This is a genomic window from Curtobacterium sp. 24E2, assembly GCF_016925595.1.
Classification (GTDB): Bacteria; Actinomycetota; Actinomycetes; order Actinomycetales; family Microbacteriaceae; genus Curtobacterium.
This window is the reverse complement of record NZ_CP068987.1, coordinates 750,747-769,881: the sequence shown is the minus strand read 5'-3', so window position 1 is coordinate 769,881 and position 19,135 is coordinate 750,747. Positions and strand designations below refer to the sequence as shown.

21 protein-coding genes are annotated in these 19,135 nt (G+C 71.3%); 12 read left to right on the top strand and 9 right to left on the bottom strand.

Annotation, left to right across the window (positions count from 1 at the left end; all coding sequences use genetic code 11):
• Positions 1-24: 24 nt before the first annotated feature.
• The 4 genes from aztB to JN350_RS03905 are packed head-to-tail and all read left to right on the top strand — an operon-like array spanning position 25 to position 4,233.
• Positions 25-903, top strand: a complete 879-nt coding sequence (gene aztB / locus JN350_RS03920) for a zinc ABC transporter permease AztB (protein WP_205463615.1) — start codon at positions 25-27, stop codon at positions 901-903.
• On the top strand, positions 900-2,120 hold the full coding sequence (locus JN350_RS03915; RefSeq protein ID WP_205463614.1) for a YncE family protein: 1,221 nt from the start codon (positions 900-902) through the stop codon (positions 2,118-2,120). The genes aztB and JN350_RS03915 overlap by 4 nt, the downstream gene beginning before the upstream one ends.
• Complete coding sequence (locus JN350_RS03910) at positions 2,117-3,025, top strand: metal ABC transporter solute-binding protein, Zn/Mn family (RefSeq protein ID WP_461963709.1); 909 nt, start codon at positions 2,117-2,119, stop codon at positions 3,023-3,025. Before JN350_RS03915 ends, JN350_RS03910 begins: the two co-directional genes overlap by 4 nt.
• 29 nt (positions 3,026-3,054) lie before the next feature.
• Positions 3,055-4,233 carry a hypothetical protein gene (locus tag JN350_RS03905; RefSeq protein WP_205463613.1) on the top strand — a complete coding sequence of 393 codons (1,179 nt, stop codon included), beginning with the start codon at positions 3,055-3,057 and terminating at the stop codon, positions 4,231-4,233.
• A 78-nt stretch (positions 4,234-4,311) separates the two neighbouring features.
• Here JN350_RS03905 and JN350_RS03900 read toward each other — a convergent pair whose 3' ends face one another.
• Entirely contained in the window at positions 4,312-4,668 is a 357-nt protein-coding gene (locus JN350_RS03900) for a VOC family protein (protein WP_123294566.1), read from the bottom strand.
• Positions 4,669-4,845: 177 nt separating this feature from the next.
• Here JN350_RS03900 and JN350_RS03895 point away from each other — a divergent pair, with 177 nt between their 5' ends.
• The 3 genes from JN350_RS03895 (at position 4,846) to msrA (ending at position 6,890) form a co-directional block, all read left to right on the top strand.
• Complete coding sequence (locus tag JN350_RS03895) at positions 4,846-5,304, top strand: DUF4383 domain-containing protein (protein WP_205463612.1); 459 nt, start codon at positions 4,846-4,848, stop codon at positions 5,302-5,304.
• 141 nt (positions 5,305-5,445) lie between these two features.
• The gene (locus JN350_RS03890) at positions 5,446-6,267 is read left to right on the top strand and encodes an aldo/keto reductase (RefSeq protein WP_205463611.1); all 822 of its coding nucleotides are present in this window, start codon (positions 5,446-5,448) and stop codon (positions 6,265-6,267) included.
• 101 nt (positions 6,268-6,368) lie between these two features.
• Positions 6,369-6,890 (top strand): peptide-methionine (S)-S-oxide reductase MsrA, encoded by a 522-nt coding sequence (gene msrA / locus JN350_RS03885; protein WP_205463610.1) that lies wholly within the window; start codon positions 6,369-6,371, stop codon positions 6,888-6,890.
• A gap of 150 nt (positions 6,891-7,040) precedes the next feature.
• Here the strand turns inward: msrA and JN350_RS03880 are convergent, their stop codons facing one another.
• Complete coding sequence (locus JN350_RS03880) at positions 7,041-8,042, bottom strand: aldo/keto reductase (protein ID WP_205463609.1); 1,002 nt, start codon at positions 8,040-8,042, stop codon at positions 7,041-7,043.
• Positions 8,043-8,162: 120 nt separating this feature from the next.
• On the opposite strand from JN350_RS03880, the gene ppk2 reads away from it, so the two are divergent.
• The 3 genes from ppk2 to JN350_RS03865 all read left to right on the top strand — a co-directional run bounded on the left by ppk2 (position 8,163) and on the right by JN350_RS03865 (position 10,256).
• The gene (ppk2, locus tag JN350_RS03875) at positions 8,163-9,110 is read left to right on the top strand and encodes a polyphosphate kinase 2 (RefSeq protein WP_111086461.1); all 948 of its coding nucleotides are present in this window, start codon (positions 8,163-8,165) and stop codon (positions 9,108-9,110) included.
• 448 nt (positions 9,111-9,558) lie between these two features.
• Positions 9,559-9,744, top strand: a complete 186-nt coding sequence (locus tag JN350_RS03870) for a hypothetical protein (RefSeq protein ID WP_205463608.1) — start codon at positions 9,559-9,561, stop codon at positions 9,742-9,744.
• The gene (locus tag JN350_RS03865; RefSeq protein ID WP_205463607.1) at positions 9,741-10,256 is read left to right on the top strand and encodes a DUF6611 family protein; all 516 of its coding nucleotides are present in this window, start codon (positions 9,741-9,743) and stop codon (positions 10,254-10,256) included. The genes JN350_RS03870 and JN350_RS03865 overlap by 4 nt, the downstream gene beginning before the upstream one ends.
• A gap of 41 nt (positions 10,257-10,297) precedes the next feature.
• Here JN350_RS03865 and JN350_RS03860 read toward each other — a convergent pair whose 3' ends face one another.
• Positions 10,298-11,023: an MBL fold metallo-hydrolase gene (locus JN350_RS03860; protein WP_205463606.1), complete on the bottom strand. Its 726-nt coding sequence runs from the start codon at positions 11,021-11,023 to the stop codon at positions 10,298-10,300.
• Positions 11,024-11,182: 159 nt separating this feature from the next.
• Between JN350_RS03860 and JN350_RS03855 the strand changes: the two genes are divergently transcribed.
• Positions 11,183-11,833 carry a cyclase family protein gene (locus tag JN350_RS03855; protein ID WP_205463605.1) on the top strand — a complete coding sequence of 217 codons (651 nt, stop codon included), beginning with the start codon at positions 11,183-11,185 and terminating at the stop codon, positions 11,831-11,833.
• Positions 11,830-12,516: an alpha/beta fold hydrolase gene (locus JN350_RS03850; protein WP_205463604.1), complete on the top strand. Its 687-nt coding sequence runs from the start codon at positions 11,830-11,832 to the stop codon at positions 12,514-12,516. The genes JN350_RS03855 and JN350_RS03850 overlap by 4 nt, the downstream gene beginning before the upstream one ends.
• Before the next feature lie 30 nt (positions 12,517-12,546).
• Here JN350_RS03850 and JN350_RS03845 read toward each other — a convergent pair whose 3' ends face one another.
• From JN350_RS03845 to JN350_RS03820, 6 genes are all read right to left on the bottom strand, one after another.
• Positions 12,547-13,824, bottom strand: a complete 1,278-nt coding sequence (locus tag JN350_RS03845; RefSeq protein ID WP_205463603.1) for a metal-dependent hydrolase family protein — start codon at positions 13,822-13,824, stop codon at positions 12,547-12,549.
• Between the two features lie 19 nt (positions 13,825-13,843).
• Positions 13,844-14,662 carry an ABC transporter ATP-binding protein gene (locus tag JN350_RS03840; protein WP_111086467.1) on the bottom strand — a complete coding sequence of 273 codons (819 nt, stop codon included), beginning with the start codon at positions 14,660-14,662 and terminating at the stop codon, positions 13,844-13,846.
• On the bottom strand, positions 14,659-16,401 hold the full coding sequence (locus tag JN350_RS03835) for a dipeptide/oligopeptide/nickel ABC transporter permease/ATP-binding protein (RefSeq protein WP_240347527.1): 1,743 nt from the start codon (positions 16,399-16,401) through the stop codon (positions 14,659-14,661). The genes JN350_RS03840 and JN350_RS03835 overlap by 4 nt, the downstream gene beginning before the upstream one ends.
• Entirely contained in the window at positions 16,394-17,284 is an 891-nt protein-coding gene (locus JN350_RS03830) for an ABC transporter permease (protein ID WP_205463602.1), read from the bottom strand. Before JN350_RS03830 ends, JN350_RS03835 begins: the two co-directional genes overlap by 8 nt.
• On the bottom strand, positions 17,281-17,454 hold the full coding sequence (locus JN350_RS03825) for a hypothetical protein (protein ID WP_205463601.1): 174 nt from the start codon (positions 17,452-17,454) through the stop codon (positions 17,281-17,283). Before JN350_RS03825 ends, JN350_RS03830 begins: the two co-directional genes overlap by 4 nt.
• Positions 17,455-17,554: 100 nt before the next feature.
• Positions 17,555-19,135: an ABC transporter substrate-binding protein gene (locus tag JN350_RS03820; protein WP_205463600.1), complete on the bottom strand. Its 1,581-nt coding sequence runs from the start codon at positions 19,133-19,135 to the stop codon at positions 17,555-17,557.

The window sequence follows — 19,135 nt, the reverse complement described above, 5'->3', positions numbered from 1 at the left end:
CGTTTTCATGTAGCGTCTCGGATCGTGACCTGGCTGACCGACCCCTTCACCGTCGACTTCATGGTGCGCGCCCTGACCGGCGGCTCCCTGGCCGCAGTGCTGTGCGCCGTCGTCGGGACGTGGGTGCTCGTGCGTGGGATGGCGTTCCTGGGCGAGGCACTGTCGCACGGCATGCTGCCCGGCGTCGCGATCGCAGCGCTCACCGGCGTGCCCGCAGTGCTCGGCGCCGCTGTGAGCGCCGGCGTGATGGTGTTCGGCGTCGGGGCGCTGCGACGACGCGGTGGCTTGTCGTACGACACCTCGATCGGGCTGCTCTTCGTCGGGATGCTCGCCCTCGGGGTCATCATCGTGTCGGCATCGCGGTCCTTCGCCACCGACGTCACCGCGATCCTGTTCGGCGACGTGCTGGCCGTCACCCGCGCCGACCTCGTCGGCCTGGCGATCGCCGTCGCCGTCGCCCTGCTCGTCGCCGCCGTGTTCCACCGACCGTTCACGGCACTGGCCTTCGACGTCCGCAAGGCCGCGACGCTCGGCCTGCACCCCCGCCTCGCCGAGGTGGTCCTCATCGGCCTGGTCACACTCGCCGTCGTCGCCTCGTACCGGGCCGTCGGCACCCTGCTGGTCGTGGGGTTGCTGCTCGCGCCCGCCGCCGCAGCCCGCGCCTGGACGAAGCACGTGGCCTCGACGATGCTCCTCGGCGCGGTGCTCGGTGTCGTCGCCGTCCTGGTCGGCCTGCTCGTCTCGTGGCACGTCGGAACCGCCGCCGGCGCCAGCATCGCGGCCGTCGCCGTCGCCGGGGTCGCCCTGTCCCGTGTCACCGCCGCCGTCGTCCGCAGCACCGCGCGCGCGACCACCAGGCCCGTCGAACACCCCGTCCGAGCCACAGCACGAGAGGCACCATGAACCACGACCCGACCACCGACCGCACACGCGCACGACGCACTCGATTCCTGGGCGCCCTGGGCCTGACGACCGGCCTCGCGCTCACCGTCACGGCGTGCTCCACCGCGTCGACACCGCCGGCCGACGACGCCAGCGCGACCACGGCCCCGCACGGCTACGTGGCGGGCGCGACCGAGTCCCAGGAACCGCAGCTGGGCCTCCTGGCCGTCTCCGCGACCGGCGAGACGGCCCGGCACGACCTGCTCACCGGCGAGACGACCGACCTGGACCGCGTCGGCGCAGCCGAGCACTCCGCGACCGACGGCCGGTTCCTGGTGACGAGCGACGGCGACGGCGACCGCACGACGATCGTCGACGGCGGCTCCTGGACCGTCGACCACGGCGACCACACGCACTACTACGCCGCCGAGCCGCGCGTCGTCGGGACGCTCGAGGGCGGCGGTCCGGTCCAGGTGCACTCGTCGGAGACGATGACCACGATCGCCTGGCCGGAGCGCGGCGAGGCAGTGGTGCTCGACCGCGCGGCACTCGGGCAGGGCGAGCTCGACGAGACCGCCCGACTCGACGCGACCGTGCTGCTGCCGCTCGGCGAGCACCTGGTGGCCGCCGAGGGCGACACCGTCCGCGTCCTCGATGGCGACGGAGCGCAGACCGGGTCGACCGGGACGGCCAGCGCCGGACACGCCTGCACCGACCCCGCTGGTGGGATCGTCACCCGCGCCGGCGCCGTGGTGGGCTGCGCCGACGGAGCGGTCGTCGTCGACGATGCCGGCGACGCCTCGTTCGTCGCGCTGCCGGACGACGCCGAACGACCGACCGCGTTCGCCGCGCGGTCCGGCCGCCCCACGGTCGCCGGACTCGCGGGCGACACCGGTTTCTGGTTGCTCGACGTCCGACAGGGCTCCTGGCAGCACGTGCCGACCGAACGGCCCCTGCGTGTGGTGGTCGCCGTCGACGACCAGGACGAGCACGTGGTCGGGGTCGACGACGCCGGTCGGGTGGTCGTGGTGACCGCCTCGACCGGGAAGGTCGCGACGACTGATCCCCTGGTCGACGGCGACCGAGCACCGCTGCTGCAGCTCGACGCGCAGCGTGCGTACGTGGCCGACCCCACGACCCCCGTCGTCCACGAGGTCGACTTCGCGGACGGCGCCCGCGTGGCCCGGACCGTCGAGCTCCCCTTCGCGCCCGTCGCCTTCGCCGAGGTGGGACTGTGAGGGTGCACGGGCGCGCACTGACCGCAGCACTCGTCGTCGCAGCCGTCGCCGTCACGACGGCCGGCTGCACCACGACCGGCTCGGACCGCCCACTCGTCGCCGTGACGACGAACATCCTGGGCGACGTCGTGGCCGAGGTCGTCGGCGACGACGTCGACGTCATGGTGCTCATGCCCCCTGGCGGCGATCCGCACTCGTTCGAGGTCTCCGCGCAGCAGGCGGCGCGACTCCGGAGCGCCGACCTCGTGGTCGAGAACGGCCTCGGGCTCGAGGAAGGGATAGCCCACCACGTCCGCGCCGCGGCCGACGACGGCGTGCCCGTCTTCACCGCCGGAGACGCGATCGACGCCCTGGAGTGGACCACCGACGACGACAGCGGCCCGGACCCGCACTTCTGGACGGACCCCGCGCGCATGGTCGACGTGGTCGCGGCCCTCGACGACGAACTGGACGCCGCCGGCATCGACGCACCCGGCGCCGAGGCCTACACCGACCGGCTCGATGCCCTCGACGACGACATGACCGCCGCGTTCGACACCGTCCCCGCCGATCGCAAGGCCCTGGTGACGAACCACCACGTGTTCGGCTACCTCGCCGACCGCTACGGCTTCCGGGTGGTGGGTGCCGTGATCCCGAGCGGCACGACCCTGGCGTCCCCGAGTGCCGCCGACCTGCGTGACCTGGCGGACGCGATCGAGCAGGCGGGCGTCTCGACGATCTTCGCCGACGCCTCGCAACCCGCACGCCTGGCCGAGGTCCTGGCGGACGAGGTCGACGTGCACGTGTCGATCCGCTCGCTGGCGACCGAGTCCCTGACCGAGGACGGCGCCGCGTCGACCTACCTCGGGATGATGCGCTCGAACACCGAGTCGATCGTCGACGGCCTGACGGCTCCGATTTCTTGATGAGAATGAGAATCAGTACAGTATTGTTCATGACCAGAACCCAGACCCTCCGCGCCGCGGCACTGCCGGCCGCGCTGCTCGGTGCCGCAGCCCTGGCCCTGACCGGGTGCGCCACCACCGCCGCCGACGCCGAGCGGACCTCGACCCCGAAGGCCGACGGCACCCGCATCACACTCACCTACGACGGCGGCCTGCTCGTGCTCGACCAGGACCTGCGGGTCGTGGCCGACGACGCCATCGACGGCTTCACCCGGGTGAACCCCGCCGGCGACGGCCGCCACGTGCTCGTCACGGTGCCCGAGGGCTTCCGGCTACTCGACACCGCGGCGGACCCGGCCCTCACCGACGCGGTCTTCCCGGCCGACACCGGTGGGCACGCCGTCGTGCACGGTGACCGCACCGCCCTGTTCGCCGACGGCACCGGCGACGTGACGACCTTCGACAACACCGAGCTCGACGGCGACGCCCTGCCCGACGCCCGGACCACCGAGTCCGAGGCGGCGCACCACGGCGTCGCGATCGAGCTCGAGGACGGCACGCTCCTGACCACCATCGGGACCGAGGAGAGCCGCTCGGGCGTGCGCGCCCTGGACGCCGACGGCGAGGAGATCACCCGGTCCGAGCAGTGCCCGGACGTGCACGGCGAAGGTGCCGTCACGGGTGAGGTCGCGGTGTTCGGCTGCACCGACGGCGCCCTCGTCTACGCCGACGGCGCGTTCGAGAAGCTCGACGCCCCGACCGAGTACGGCCGCACCGGCAACCTGTTCACCACGCCACACTCGTCGGTTGCGGTCGGCGACTACAACGACGACCCGGACAGCGAGGGCTACCTGCTCGACCAGATCGCCCTGATCGACGCGGCTTCGGGGAAGTACACCATCGCGGACATGCCCGACGGCGTCGGCTTCACGTTCCGCGACCTCGCACGCGGCCCCGGCGACGAAGCGGTGGTCCTCGGCGACGACGGCGCCCTGCACACCTTCGACGAGACCACCGGTGAGCAACTCGACTCGTTCCCCGTGATCGACGCGTGGGAGGGCCCGGCCGAGTGGCAGGACGCCCACCCCGCCGTGAAGGTCGCTGGCGACATCGCCTACGTCACCGACCCCGCCGAGCGGAAGGTCCACGCCGTCGACCTCACCACCGGGAAGGTCGTCGCCTCGAGCGATGCACTGCCGGGCGTGCCCAACGAGATCGCTGTCGCGTAGCGCTCTGCAGGCGACCGCGCGCAGACGGGAGGCCCGGTGCCAGCTGGCACCGGGCCTCCCGTCTGTGCTGGGGTCACGTCAGCCCTGCGGCGGCGCGTAGAACTGCAGGTCGTTGCCCTCGCTGTCCTTGAACGGGACGATCTTGCCCCACGGGTGCTCGCTGATCTCGCCCTGCACATCCGCACCACGCTCACGGATGCTCGCCAGCTCGTCCTCGATCGACCCGTCCGGCTGGAACGTGATGACCGCTCCCCCGCCGCTCGACGGACTCGCCGATTCACGGCCGTTCAGCCCGATCATCAAGCCGTTCGCGTCGATCTCGCTCCAGTCGTCGGACTCGTCCGTGACCGTCAGTCCGAGGGTGTCGCGGTAGAACGCGACCGCCCGCTGCATGTCGGTGACCGGGACCCATACCGCTGCGACTCCGCTTGCCATGGTGCTGCCTTCCGTCGGTGTTGCCGTACGGCGGAGCGTAGGCAGCGGGGCATGCGGGCCGACTCAGCAGGTGCGCCGACGTTCGGAAATCGGATCGTCCCTGCAATCCGACTGCGCATCGACTACGAATGCCCTGTGCGTCACATCCGCGACGCGTACGAGATGAGAGGTCCCACCATGACCAGCAACGCAGCAACCGCTCGCAACCGCACCGGCTCGACGTGGACCCAGAAGGGTGCACTCCTCTTCGGTGTCGTCTTCCTGATCGTCGGCATCGCCGGCTTCATCCCCGGACTCACGATGGACATGGGCTCGATGTCGATGGCCGGCCACGGTTCCATGGCCCTGCTCCTAGGGCTGTTCCAGGTATCGGTCCTGCACAACATCGTGCACCTGCTCTTCGGCATCGTCGGACTCGTCGCAGCCCGTTCGGCGTCGGGCGCTCGCCTCTACCTGGTCGTCGGCGGCATCGTCTACGCGGTCCTGTTCGTCTACGGTCTGTTCACGGCCGGCATGGCGGACCCCGCGAACTTCGTCCCCCTGAACAGCGCGGACAACGTCCTGCACGCGTTCCTCGCCGTCGCGATGATCGTCCTCGGCTTCGTGCTGCCGCGCATCGGCGCGCGCACGCGCTGACAGTCGTCCGTCGCCTGACGCGTTCGCGCCCTCAGGCGGGCATCGCGCCCATGTGAGTCTGGGCGCGATGCCCGTTCCGGGGTGCGGTGCGCGGCGGCGGCGCTCCACACGTCCACCAACCCGCGGCGTACTGTCCGTCGCATGCCCGCTCTCACCGACACGTTCACCCTGTCCAACGGCCTGCACATCCCGAAGATCGGCTTCGGCACCTGGCAGATCCCGTCCGGTTCCGACGCCTACGACGCCACGAAGACCGCCCTGGACGCCGGCTACCGCCACATCGACACCGCTCTGGCCTACGGCAACGAGGCCAGCGTCGGCCAGGCCATCCGTGACAGCGCCGTCCCCCGCGACGAGGTCTTCGTCACGACGAAGCTGCCCGCCGAGATCAAGACCGCCGACGGCGCCCGTGAGGCCTTCGAGACCTCGAGCCGCAACCTCGACGTCGGCGTCATCGACCTGTACCTCGTGCACGCGCCGTGGCCTTGGGACGCCATCGGCTCCGACCACCGCGACGGCAACGTCGAGGTGTGGAAGGTGCTGGAAGAGGTCTACGACGCCGGCCGGACCCGCTCGATCGGTGTCTCGAACTTCGCCGTCGCCGACCTCGAGGACCTGCTCGGCCGCACCGACGTCGTCTCGCACGCGAACCAGATCCGCTGGTTCATCGGCAACACCCAGGACGAGACGACCGCGTTCGACCGCGAGCACGACATCCTCACCGAGGGCTACTCGCCGCTCGCCACCGGTGGCCTGCTCGAGAACGAGCAGATCGCCGAGATCGCGGCGAAGTACGACAAGTCCGTCGCCCAGGTCGCGATCCGTTACCTGCTCGAGAAGGACGTCCTGCCGCTGCCGAAGTCCACGACCCCGTCGCGCATCGCCGCGAACGCCGACGTCGATTTCGTGCTGTCGGCCGACGACATGGCCGCGCTCGACGCGCTCGAGGACACCACGAACTGACGCGGCCCGACATCCGCCCGGCGACGGGAACACCGCAGCCCCGTCGCCGGTTGCACCACACGGTGCCGCAGCCAGCGGCACGACGACCTCAGGAGGCCACCATGACCACCACCGAAACCGCCATCCTCGCCGGCGGCTGCTTCTGGGGAGCGCAGCAGCTCCTCCGCCGCCGACCCGGCATCATCAGCACCCGCGTCGGCTACTCGGGTGGCGACACCCCGAACGCGACGTACCGCAACCACGGTGACCACGCCGAGGCGGTCGAGATCGTCTTCGACCCGTCGGAGATCTCGTACCGCGACCTGCTCGAGTTCTTCTTCCAGATCCACGACCCGTCGACGAAGGACCGCCAGGGCAACGACGTCGGCCGTGCGTACCGTTCGGCGATCTTCTTCACCTCGCCGGAGCAGGAGCAAGTCGCGCGCGACACCATCGCCGACGTGGACGCCTCCGGCATCTGGCCCGGCAAGGTCGTCACCGAGGTCGAGCCCGCGGGCGACTTCTGGCAGGCCGAAGAGGAGCACCAGGACTACCTGGAGAAGTACCCCGCCGGGTACACCTGCCACTTCGTGCGCCCGGGTTGGAAGCTCCCGCACCGCGACGAGGCGACCGCGGCGGTCTAGGGCAACCCAGCAAGAGACGGGAGGCACGGTGCCAGCTGGCACCGTCCCTCCCGTCACGGCCGTCGCCCCGCTGGCGCGGTGCGCCGGTACCGGCGGGTGGGGCCCACCTCCCGTCCGTCCAAGGGTCACGCCCACTGCCTCCGGCGCGCGTCAGCCGCGCGGTACCAGTGCGTCGATCGCCGCGAGCTCCTCGTCGGTGAGCGGGGCACCCGCGAGCGAGTCGAGCGTGCCGTCCAGCTGACGGACGCTCGATGCCCCGACCAGCGCCGACGTGACGGCGGGCTGCCGGAGCACCCACGTGATCGCGAGCTGCGCGAGCGTCTGCCCGCGGGCAGCCGCGATGTCGTTGAGTGCGCGCGCCGTGGTCAGGTACTCGTCGTCGATGCGGTCCGCACCGAACCAACGGCCCTCGGCGGCACGCGAGCCGACCGGCACCGAACCGTCCAGGTAGCGGTCCGTCAGCAGCCCACCGGCCAACGGCGAGAACACGATCGCACCGGTGCCGAGTCGCGTGAGCTCGTCGAAGAGCCCGTCCTCGGGGACCCGGTCGAACATGTTGTAGCGCGGCTGGTGGATGAGCAGGTGCATGTTCTCGGCGGCGAGCGCCTCGGCTGCCGCGGCGGTCTGCGCCGGGTCGTAGTTCGAGATGCCCGCGTAGAGCGCCTTGCCCGAACGGACCGCGGTCACGAGCGCGCTGACCGTCTCCTCGATGGGTGTCTCGGGGTCGGGACGGTGCGAGTAGAACACGTCGACGTAGTCCAGCCCGAGGCGCCCGAGCGACTGGTCGAGCGACGCGAGCATGTACTTGCGCGAACCCCGGTCGCCGTACGGGCCCGGCCACATGTCGTAGCCGGCCTTCGTCGACACCACGATCTCATCACGGTACGGACGCAGGTCCGACTCGAGGATGCGGCCGAACTGCTCCTCGGCCGACCCGGCAGGCGGACCGTAGTTGTTCGCCAGGTCGAAGTGGGTGATCCCGCGGTCGAAGGCGTGCAGCACGATGTCGCGCTGCGTGGCGAGTGCGCGGTCGGCGCCGAAGTTGTTCCACAGGCCGAGGGAGATACGCGGCAGCAGCAGGCCGCTCCTCCCCACACGCTGGTACGGGAGCTGCTCGTAGCGGTCGGCGGCAGGCAGGTGGACGTCAGGCATCGTTGCTCGATCCGGGGTCGGGGACAGGCCATCGAGAACGCTACCGCGTCCGGTGACGCAGCCGCCTGGCCACCTGTGGGACACGTCCGGTTGGGCAGTTGTCGGGTCGCACAGGACAGGATGGGACCAGCCGACCGATCGGCGGGCAGAGGAGACACCGTGGACACAGCGCCGTACTCGCAACCACTCCGGGAGTACATCGAGCAGCTCCGGACCGAGGGCTACAGCGTCGCCGACGGGCACACTGCTGACCCGGACCTCATCGACCCGCACGGCAACCCCGTCCTGACGTGGCGCGACGACTACCCGTACGACGAGCGGCTGCCGCGCGAGGAGTACGAGTACGCGAAGTACCAGCTGCAGATCGAGCTCCTGAAGTGCCAGTACTGGCTCGAGGACACCGGCCAGAAGGTCGTCGTGCTGTTCGAGGGGCGTGACGCCGCGGGCAAGGGCGGCACCATCAAGCGGTTCACGGAGCACCTCAACCCCCGCACCTCGCGCGTGGTGGCGCTCAGCAAGCCGAGCGAGCGGGAGCGCGGTGAGTGGTACTTCCAGCGCTACGTGCAGCACCTGCCGTCGGCTGGCGAAATGGTCCTGTTCGACCGCTCCTGGTACAACCGGGCCGGCGTCGAACGGGTGATGGGGTTCTGTGACGACGACCAGTACGAGTCCTTCATGACCCAGGTGCCGCAGTTCGAGCGGATGCTCGTCGACTCCGGCATCCACCTGACGAAGTTCTGGTTCTCGGTCACTCGCCGCGAGCAGCGCACCCGGTTCGCGATGCGGCAGCTCGACCCGGTGCGCCGGTGGAAGTTGTCCGACATCGACCTGCTGTCCCTCGACCGCTGGGAGGACTACACCGAGGCGAAGATGGCGATGTTCACGCGCACCGACAAGCGGTACGCGCCGTGGACCATCGTGCGGTCGAACGACAAGAAGCGCGCCCGACTCAACGCGATGCGGTACTTCCTGACGCAGTTCGACTACCCGGACAAGGCGGTCGACGTGATCGGCAAGCCGGACCCGCTGATCGTGCGGCGCGGCAAGCGGGACGTCGACATCGAGTGAGCGGACCGTCAGGAGTCGGCACTCGGGCGTAGGGGTTCCGTCAGGGCACCTTCCCCCTTGCCTGTCCGCGCGGGAACGTGTCCGGTGTGACACTGACAGCGATCATGCCGACGCTCCGCGCATCCCTGCCGGATCCGATGGACCCGGTCCTGTGGCCGGCCCACACCGTGGCGACCACCGACGACCTGGTGGTCGCCGCGATCTCGATGGTCCGGCTCGCCGACCTGACCGGCACCCCGAGCGTGCACACCGCGGAGCAGGCGCCGCCGCGCTACCGCCCACGCGGCTGGACCCCTCGAGACGTCAGCGTCGCGGTCGCGTCGGTCACCCGGGTCCGACGGCCGCGCACCGGGGTGGTGCTCCTGGAACTGGACGCGGTCCTGCCGACCTGCGCCGTGCTCGACCAGGTGCGTCTGATCGGACGCCGGAGCACCGCTCCCTCGCCACGATGTACGTCGTCACCCGATGTGACGGTCAGGCCGACGGTCCGTTCCACCGCCTCCCGGCTCCGCTGCCGGCCGACGTCCGCGATGGTGACCTGGTCTGCTTCCCCTGCCTCACGACCGTCCGGCACCGGGACGTCGTCAGCACGGCCGTGCCCGTCCGCGCCGAGCTCCTGCCGGCGGAGCGGTGACCACGGCGACGTCGGTCCGCGACCGCCTGATCGACGGGCCGCACCTGTGGGGCCGGTACACGATCCGGCCGGTGGGACGCACGATGTGGACCTCGCGGACACTCGTCGTGTTCCCACCCGGGACGAACACGAGCGAACGCCTGCTGCTCCGGGCATGGCACGTCTGGCCCGCGGTCGGGGCGTTCACCGCGCTCGTGGTCGTGGTCCTGGCGGTCTCGGTGCCGGCGGCGGGCATGCCCGTCGGACTCGCGCTGTACGCCGCGGGGTTCGTCGTCCTCGGCCGGGCCACTCGGCGGCTCCGTCCGCGGGTGCGATCGGTCACCGTGACCACGTTCCTGGGCAACGGTCGGCCGGAGGTGCACGGCGACGAGCGGCTCCTCGCTGGGTCGCTCGACGCGCTCTCGATCCTGGAGCGGGCGGTGCGGGCGCACCGGCTCGCGCCCGTCGACTTCGAGCTCATCTGGGCGGATGTGTGGGCCGCACTGCCGGAGCAACCACTGCGGGCAGGGTGACCCATCCCGAGCGCGGTGCCCCGCTGGCCGGACCCGCCGGCTCAGCGCCGCCAGGCCGCCCACTCGGGGTCGTGCCCGGGCCAGACCTCGACGCCGGGCTCGGCGGCCAGGTCCGCCAGCCGGTCGATCGAACGCTGCGCCTCGAGCTCGTCCCCGGCCCTCCCCACCCACCCACACGGAGTCCGCTCGGTGAGGTTCCGCTCGAGGTCGGCGGCGTCGCACGCGAGCACCACGGTCCGATCCGGCAGGTCGACGCGGAACGACTGGTGCCCCGGCGTGTGTCCGCGGGTGTCGAGTGCGGTCAGGCCGGGTGCCAGTTCCGTGTCCCCGTCGAGCAGGAACACCCGGACGTCGGCGTCGAGCACGTCGTCGACGACGACCGTCTCCCGCCGACCGATGCCGCTCTGCAACCAGTCCCACTCCCGTCGCTGCAGCGCGACCGGGGTACCCGGTGGGACGAGCCGCAGGCCGCCCGTGTGGTCGAGGTGCACGTGCGAGATCGCGCAGAGCGCCAGGTCGTCCCACGCCAGTCCCGCAGCCGCGACCCCTCGGCGAGCGCGTCGCCGGGCGGTACGACCGCCGTGTAGCTCTCGTACTCGTAGTGCGCGGCCCGCTCCTCGGGGTCGCGCACGCGGTCGACGTTGAACCCGCCGTCGAGGAGCACCCAGCCGTGGTCGAAGACGACGGCCGCGGCGGTGACGGGTTCGAGCAGGAAGCGTGCGGGATCGCCGCCCTGCAGGGAGATCGACTCGGGGATCGGTTCCCACCCGAGCACGAGCGGCGCGACCCGCTCTGGCCGACCGCCGACCACGAGTCCAGCGCGCGTCGTGTCGTCGAACGCGTTCGCCATGCCTTGCACCTCCGTGATAATTGGATACAATTTGCAGCAATCCGAATCCATTGTGCCGGAGTTCCGGGAGGAAGCCATGACCGACGCGATCGACATCAACATCCCCATCTCCCCCGAGATGCTGCACTGGGGCCGGCGCCCCACCTTCGAGATGGTCGAGGAGATCGCGAACGGGTACCCGTCGGACGTCTCCCGCTGGCTGATCGGTGCGCACACGGGCACGCACGTCGACGCGCCGTCGCACTTCGTGCCCGGCGCGACGACCGTCGACGAGATCGCGCTCGAGAGCGTGGTCGGCCCGGTCCGCGTCCTCGACCTGCGACACGTCGTCGAGGAGATCACCGCCGACGACCTCGAGGAGGCGGGTGCGGCCGGCGCCGAGCGCGTGCTGTTCCGCACGCGCAACTCGACCGACGCGCTGACCCGGAACGAGCGGTCGGAGACGTGGGTCGGCCTCGGCCCGAGCGGCGCGCAGTGGCTGGTCGACCGCGGGGTCCGGTTCGCCGGCATCGACTACATGACGATGGAGGCCCCGGCGCACACCGAGGCGTGGCCGACACACGTCGCCCTGTGCGGCGCCGGCGTCGTGATCCTCGAGAACGCGGACCTGTCCGAGGTCGAGCCCGGCGACTACCTGATGGTCTGCCAGCCGGTGCCGTTCGCGGGGCGCGAGGCCGCTCCCGCTCCGACCGTCCTGCTCCCCCTCGCCGTGGCGACCCACGCATGAGCGTCCACGTGGTCCTGGTCCACGGCTCCGGCGGTTCGCCGTCCACCTGGTCGTCCGTCGCCCCGCTCCTGCGCGACCGCCGCATCCCGTACACGCTCGCCGACAACGCGATGACCTCGCTCCGCGACGACGAGGCCTCGGTCCGCGCCCTGGTCGACGGCATCGACGGCCCGGTCCTGCTCGTCGGCCACTCCTACGGCGGCGCCGTCATCACGAACGCGGGCACGCACGACCGCGTCGTCGGACTGGTCTACGTCGCGGCCTTCGCTCCGGACGCGGGCGAGTCGGTCTCCGGGATCGTCGAGACCCGGGAACCCGCTCTCGTCTCGCAGTACATGCACCGCGGCCCGGCCGGCGAGTGGATCGCACAGGACGACGAGGAGTCGCGGCTGGCGCTCGCTTGGGACGTGCCCGAGGACGTGCTCCGGGCCGCACGTGCGGAGGGTCGTGTCACCGCCGACGCTGCCTTCCAGCAACCCACGGCAGAGCCCGCCTGGCGGACCCGCCCGAGCTGGTACCTGGTCGCCACGAGCGACCGGCACCTGCTGCCCGCGATCCAGCGCGACTTCGTCGCCCGGATGGGAGCAGTGGTCGACGAGGTCGACACGAGTCACGCCGTCGCGCACGCCGCTCCGGACCGGGTCGTCGCCGTCATCGAGCGCGCGGTGGCCGCGCTGCGCTGACCACCGCCGGCTGCGCGGGTGGCGCCACGGTCAGGAGGCCGTGGTCACCAGTCCGTCCAGGTCCTTGACCACACGACCCGCCTGCATGACCGCGCGCACGCTGGCAGCGTCGGCCAGCGCGCCGACGTCGGCGAGCGGGTCGACGCCCGAGACGACCAGGTCACCGGCCTTGCCGGGCTCGACGGAGCCGAGCCGGGCCTCCAGACCGAGCAGCCGGGCACCCTGCAGCGTGCCGGCCGTGATCGCGGCGAGCGGCGAGAGCCCGACCTGCACGAGGCGGGCGAGTTCGGCGAGGTTCCGACCGTGCGGGTGCACACCCGCGTCGGTGCCGAGCGCGACGGGCACGCCGGCGGCGACGGCACGTCGCACGCTGTCGAGGCCGCGAGCGTGCAGTGCCGCGCGCTGTGCGAGGCGTTCCGCAGAGGCGGTGGACGGGTCGAGTTCGCGCAGGAGCGTGCTGAGGGTGGGGACGAGCACCGTGCCGCGTTCGACCATGAGCGCGATGGTGTCGTCGTGCAGGTCGTAGCCGTGTTCGATGCTGGCGGCTCCGCCGAGCACGGCGGCGCGGGCCGCGGCGTCGGTGAGCGCGTGGGCGGTGACCGGGCGGCCGCCGCGTTCGCCGACCAGGTGGACGACGAGCCGCACCTGGTCCTCGGTGATGCCGACGTCGTCCGGGTCGTCGGTCGGCGAACCGACCCCACCGGACGTGGAGACCTTGATCGCGTCGGCGCCGGTGCGGAGCAGCGAGCGGACCGTCCGGACGACGTCCTCGTCGGTGTCGACGACGCCCGGCGCGGGCATGCCCGGCCGGACGGCCCAGGCCGGCAGCGACCCGTTCGGCCGGACCGGGTCGGCGTGGCCACCGGTCGGCGAGAGCATGGCGATCGCGAGGTGCAGGCGCGGACCGACGACGGTGCCCCGGGCGACGGCGTCGCGGTAGCCGGGGGTCAGCCCGTCCAGGTCCCGCGCGGTCGTGACGCCGGCGTGCAGGGTGCTCCGGAGCACCTCGGCGACCTCGAGCACGTGCTCCTCCGGGAACCGTGCCCGCTGTTCCTCGGGCGTCGTCGGCACCATGCTGAGGTGCACGTGCGCGTCGACGAAGCCGGGCAGCAGCCACCGGCCGGACAGGTCGACCGTCGGCACGTCCGCAGCCGGGGCGCGCCGTGGACCGACGTAGGTGACGTCGCCGTCACGCAGCTCGACCTCGGCGTCGGCGCGGGGCGGAGCACCCGTGCCGTCGACCAGGGTCGCGCCGACCAGTCGGAGCACGCCGTCGGCGTGCGGGGTCGTCGGGAGTCGTGCCGCCACAGCGGGCCTTCCGGGTCGGTCAGCCGGCCAGGCTGAAACGGGCGGAACCGGGGTCCGCGTCGAGGAGACGACGCGTGTACCAGTGCTGCGGATCGGCGTAGATCTGCTCGACCGGACCGGCCTCGACGACCTCACCCTGGTACAGCACGACGACCTCGTCGCTCACACGCTGCACGACCGCCAGGTTGTGCGAGATGAACATCATCGTCAGGCCGAGGGACTCCTTGATGTCGGCGAGCAGCTCCAGGATCTGCGCCTGCACCGAGACGTCGAGCGCCGAGGTGATCTCGTCGGCGATGACCAGGTGCGGGTCGATGACGAGGCCGCGGGCGATGGCGATGCGCTGCCGTTGCCCGCCGGAGAACTCGTGCGGGTAGCGGTGCATCATGTCCCGGGACAGCCCGACCCGCTCGAGCCAGCCGCCGATGCGGTCCTCGTGGGTGGCGACCCGGGGGCGGACGGGGTCGATCGCCTCGGCCAGGGTCTGCGCGACGGTCCGTCGCGGCGAGAGCGACGAGTACGGGTCCTGCGGGATCATCTGGATCCGACGGCGGTACCCGCGCAGGGTTGACCGGTCGGCCGCGGTCAGGTCGACGCCGTCCACCGCGGCGCTGCCCGAGGCGGGCTTCACGGTGCCGACCAGGACCTTGGCGAGGGTGGACTTGCCCGAGCCGGACTCGCCGACGACGCCGACGGTGCGACCTCGCTCGAGGCGGAGGTCGACGCCGTGCAGGACGGTCGTCGAGCCGAACGCGACGTCGAGGGCGCGGACGTCGATCATGGGGGCCGTGCCGGTGTCGGTTGCGCGGCGTTCGCGCGTCGTCGTGGTGTCGGTCATGCGTGTGCCTCCGCCTGCTCGGTGCGCGTGGACTCCGTGGGCACCGTCACAACCGGAGTGGCCGCCAGGAGCTGCTTCGTGTACGGGTGGTCGACGGTGTCCGGGGAGAGCCCGGCGACGTCGTCGATGCGCTCGACGATCTCGCCGTTCCGCATCACCAGGACCCGGTCGCACAGTGCTCGGACGACGCCGAGGTCGTGGGAGATGAACAGCACGGCGGTGCCGGAGTCCTCGTTCATCCGCTTGAGCACGGTCAGCACCTCACGCTGGACGGTGACGTCGAGGGCGGTGGTCGGTTCGTCCGCGATGAGCAGGTCGGGCTTCGTGCTCATCGCCGACGCGATCATCGCGCGCTGCTTCATGCCGCCGGAGAGCTGGTGCGGGTACTGGCGCAGTCGACCCTCGGGATCGGTCAGCATCACCGCGCGGAAGCCCTGCGTCAGGAGTCGGATCGCGTCACGTCGGCTGTGTCGCAGCCGCATCCGCAGCACGTCGGACAACTGGATGCCGAGCACCATCGCCGGGTTCAGCGCGGTGCCCGGGTCCTGGTAGACGAGCCCGATGCGGGAGGCGAGCACCCGGTCCGGCACTCGACCGAGCAGGTCGACGCCGCCGAGTTCGAGCCGCCGCGCGGAGCCCTCGAGCCCCTCGCCCAGCAGCTTGGCGACGAGCGAGGCCGTCAACGACTTGCCCGAACCGGACTCGCCGACGATCCCGAGCACCTCGCCCCGCCGGATGGTGAACGAGACGTCCTTGACCAGGGCGCGTCCACTGGCGGCGTGCTGCACCGAGATGCCGTCCGCGACGAGCACGGCGTCGTCCTCGACCGCGAGCGTCGACGGGCCGGTCGCGCGGGTGGTGCGGGACCGCGTGGTGTTCGACCGCGGGTTCGCGGCAGCGGCCAGTCCGTCGCCGACGAGCAGGGCGGCGAGGGAGGCGAAGGTCAGCGCGACCGCGGGGCCGACGATGACGACGGGGTTCACGACGATCCGGTCCAACCCGTCGTTGAGCAGGGTGCCCCAGTCGAACGCGGGGGTCTGCGCGCCGAGGCCGATGAAGGACAGTCCGGAGATCTCGACGAGCGATCCGGAGAAGGCGCCGGCGATCAGGATCAGCGTCGGCTCGGCCATGTTCGGCAGGACGTGCCGCATGGCGACCCGGTGCGCCGGGACCCCCATCAGGCGTGCGGTGGTGACGTACTCGCTGGTGGAGATCTTCGCCGCCAGGTTGGCGGTCAGACGGGCGAAGCCGGCGATGTTCGCGACGGCGATGGCCACGACGACCTGCACCATGCCCTGCCCGAGGATCGCTGCGACGATGATCGCGACGAGCATCGTCGGGTAGCTGACCGCGAACTCGATCCCGCGCAGCCCGAGCCTCGCGCACCCGGCGGGGGCGAGCCAGACGCCGATGCCGAGCGCGATGCCCACGATCGCGGACAGGGCCGTGGCGGCGAGCGCCATCAGGACCGTGGCCCGGGTGGCGACCAGGGTGCGCGCGAGCATGTCGCGGCCGAGGGTGTCGGTACCGAGCGGGTGCTCGGCGGTGGACCCCAGCCCAGAGGTTCCGCCGATGCCCGTGGCCTGGGCGCCGAACACGAACGGTGCGACGACCGCCACGATCAGGATCAGCCCGAACATCGCCAAGCCGACGATCAGCCCGCCGTTCCACGCGAAGGTGCGGGGACGCGATGCCGGGTCGGTCGAGGCCGCCTGGACGGCGGTGATGGTGTCAGCCACGCTTCTCCCCGAGGGTGCGCGGGTCGATGAGACCCAGGATGATGTCGATGACGAGCGTGATCACGAGCGAGATGAGCCCGATCACGAAGACCGCGGCGCGGATCACGGGGTAGTCCTTGTCCACCGCGATCGCCTGCACGATGACGCCGCCCAGGCCCGGCCACGCGAAGACCGCCTCGGTGATGAGTGCCGAGCCGAGCAGGGCCGTCAGGATGATCCCGGACAGCGTCAGTGCGGTGGTGAGCAGGTTCGGCAGCATGTGCTTGGCGTAGATCGACAGCGCCGGCAGCCGCCACCCGCGGGCGGTGCGCATGTAGTCCTGCTCGAGGATGACGGCGGTCTCACGGCGGACGATGCGGGCCACCGAGCACGTGCCGCCCACGGTGAGCGAGGCGATCGGCAGGACCGCCGCCGCGCCGAAGTCGTAGGCCGGCGAGTACGCGGGCGGCAGCACGTGCAGCAGGACCGCGAAGACGACGACGAACCCGGTGGCGAGCACGTACGTGGGGATCGACGAGATCAGGCCGGTGACCGCCGAGAACGAGACGTCGAGCCAGCGGTGCCGGTCACCGCGGGTGAGGACGCCGACGGTCATGCCGAGTGCGAGTCCGAGGACGAGCAGCAGCAGGACCGCGGCGATCGTGATCGTCAGCGTGTACGGCACGGCCGTCATGACGATGTCCATCGCCGGTGCGCGGTACTTGTACGAGTCACCGAAGTCGCCCTGCACGACGCCGGCGACGTAGTGCCACAGCTGGACGGGGATCGGCTGGTCGAGACCGAGTTGGTGCCGGACGAGCTCGACCTGGGCGAGCGTCGCGGTGTCGCCGGCGATGGCCGTTGCCGGGTCGCCGGGGATGAGCTGCACGATGAGGAACGTCACGAGGACGAGCAGCGCCAGGTTGATGACGAGTCCGACGGCACGGCGGAGCAGGAAGCGGCGCCATGCGCCACCGAGGCTCGCGGCCCGGGGTGCGACGGCGGTCGGGGTTCCCGGAGACCCGGGGTGCCCGGACCGGGCACGGGGAGATGGTCGACGGTGGTGGTGCTCATCGCGGGTCCTCCTGGTGCTCCGGTCCGGGCTGGGGTGGTGCGGTGGTGCTCGGTGCGTGGTGCGTGGTGCGTGGTGCGTGGTGCTCGTTCGGTCAGGCGATCAGGAGACGATCCGCATCGCGGAGACGTCCCAGTAGCCCGAGAACACGTGGGTCTCGAAGCCCTTGCGGGCGACGTACCGGTGCGTGTCCGTGATGAGCGGGGTCATGTCGACGCGCTCGAGGATCGACTTCTGCGCAGTGGCGAAGTCCTCGCACTGCTGGTCGGCGTCCGACGTGGCCATCGCCGCCTGGTAGGCCGCGAGTCCCTCGGGGTTGTCGCTCGAGGACACGTTCGTGCCGCCCTCGGCGTAGGTCGGTCCGACGTAGCGCGCGATCGAGGTGTTGATCAGCCCGGTCTGCGCGTCCTCGGCCGCCACGGCGACGTCCCAGGTCTTGGGCTCGGTGCGCATCTGCTTGGTCCAGTCGGCAGGGTCCGGTGCCGAGACCTTCACGGTCGCACCGGCGTTCCGCAGCGACTCCGCCAGGAAGTCGGCGGCGGGGTCCCAGTTCGACATGATGAGCAGGCGGATCGTCTTGCCCGTGAGCTCCTTCGTCGCGGCCTTCGCGTCGTAGGACTGCACGAGCGACGAGTCGTCCACCGCGCAGCGGTAGCTCGCCGCGTTCACCGTGTTCTGCTCGACCCCGAGTCCGTCGAGACCGGCGTTGTTGAACCCCTTCGTGTCGATCGCCTGGGCGACCGCGGCACGGAGCGGCTGGTCGTCGGCGAACACCGAGCCGGAGCCCTCTGCCTCGTTGAACACGAGGTTGTAGGCCGAGCTGGCGAACTGCACGGTGGAGTAGTCGTCGCCGCTGAAGCGCTCGGCGTTCGAGTCGTAGAAGCGTGCGACGTCGACACCTCCGGACTGCAGCAGGTTGGCGCTCGTGTTGGAATCGCCCTGCACGGTCAGGTTGATCGTCTTGGCCGGCTCACCGGTGACGGTCTTCCAGGCCGGCCAGGCGTCGTAGTCGGACCGCAGCGCGTAGGAGACGCTCTTGCCGGCAGAGGACTTCGCGAGCGTGTACGGGCCGGACCAGGCGCCGTCGACGGTGCCGGCCGCGAGGCCCTTCGTGTCGGCGAGACCGGCCGGGCAGATGATCCCGGTACCGGGGCGGGTCAGGCCGCCGAGCAGCTGCGAGTACGGCTCGCTGAGCGAGATCGTCAGCGTGCCGGCGGCGTCGTCGGCGGTGAACTCCGGGTCACCCGAGCCGAAGGCCTGGTTCTTCCAGGTCTGCGCACCCGAGTCGTCGAGGCCGACCAGGTACTCGAAGGACTTCTCGACGACCGTCGGCGTGATCTCGGTGCCGTCGGAGCACGTGGCGCCGTCGCGGATCGTGAACTCGTACTTCGACGCCGACTCGGCGTCCCACTTCGTCGCGAGCCCGCCGATGTAGCCGCCGTCGTCGCCCTCGCCCTGCCGGAGCAGGGTGTCGAAGCCGAGTCGTGCGACCTCGACGTCCGAGCTGGCCGAGGCCTTCGCGGGGTCGAAGGTCGCCGGGGCGTACCAGAGCTCTGCGTTGATCGTGTCGGTGCTCGACGAGCTGTCGCCGCCGTCAGCGGAGCCGGACGCGGTGCACGCGCTCAGGGAGAGTCCGACGGCGGTCGCCAACGCGACGCCGACGAGGATGCGCTTCCTCACCAT

Coding starts and splice junctions, on each gene's coding strand:
- JN350_RS03890 (WP_205463611.1), top strand. CDS start 5,446: ATGCCCGCTCTCACCGACACGTTCACCCTGTCCAACGGCCTGCACATC.
- msrA (WP_205463610.1), top strand. CDS start 6,369: ATGACCACCACCGAAACCGCCATCCTCGCCGGCGGCTGCTTCTGGGGA.
- JN350_RS03880 (WP_205463609.1), bottom strand. CDS start 8,042: ATGCCTGACGTCCACCTGCCTGCCGCCGACCGCTACGAGCAGCTCCCG.
- JN350_RS03825 (WP_205463601.1), bottom strand. CDS start 17,454: ATGAGCACCACCACCGTCGACCATCTCCCCGTGCCCGGTCCGGGCACC.
- JN350_RS03840 (WP_111086467.1), bottom strand. CDS start 14,662: ATGACCGACACCACGACGACGCGCGAACGCCGCGCAACCGACACCGGC.
- JN350_RS03850 (WP_205463604.1), top strand. CDS start 11,830: ATGAGCGTCCACGTGGTCCTGGTCCACGGCTCCGGCGGTTCGCCGTCC.
- JN350_RS03905 (WP_205463613.1), top strand. CDS start 3,055: ATGACCAGAACCCAGACCCTCCGCGCCGCGGCACTGCCGGCCGCGCTG.
- JN350_RS03855 (WP_205463605.1), top strand. CDS start 11,183: ATGACCGACGCGATCGACATCAACATCCCCATCTCCCCCGAGATGCTG.
- JN350_RS03820 (WP_205463600.1), bottom strand. CDS start 19,135: ATGGTGAGGAAGCGCATCCTCGTCGGCGTCGCGTTGGCGACCGCCGTC.
- JN350_RS03895 (WP_205463612.1), top strand. CDS start 4,846: ATGACCAGCAACGCAGCAACCGCTCGCAACCGCACCGGCTCGACGTGG.
- JN350_RS03915 (WP_205463614.1), top strand. CDS start 900: ATGAACCACGACCCGACCACCGACCGCACACGCGCACGACGCACTCGA.
- JN350_RS03870 (WP_205463608.1), top strand. CDS start 9,559: ATGTACGTCGTCACCCGATGTGACGGTCAGGCCGACGGTCCGTTCCAC.
- JN350_RS03900 (WP_123294566.1), bottom strand. CDS start 4,668: ATGGCAAGCGGAGTCGCAGCGGTATGGGTCCCGGTCACCGACATGCAG.
- ppk2 (WP_111086461.1), top strand. CDS start 8,163: ATGGGACCAGCCGACCGATCGGCGGGCAGAGGAGACACCGTGGACACA.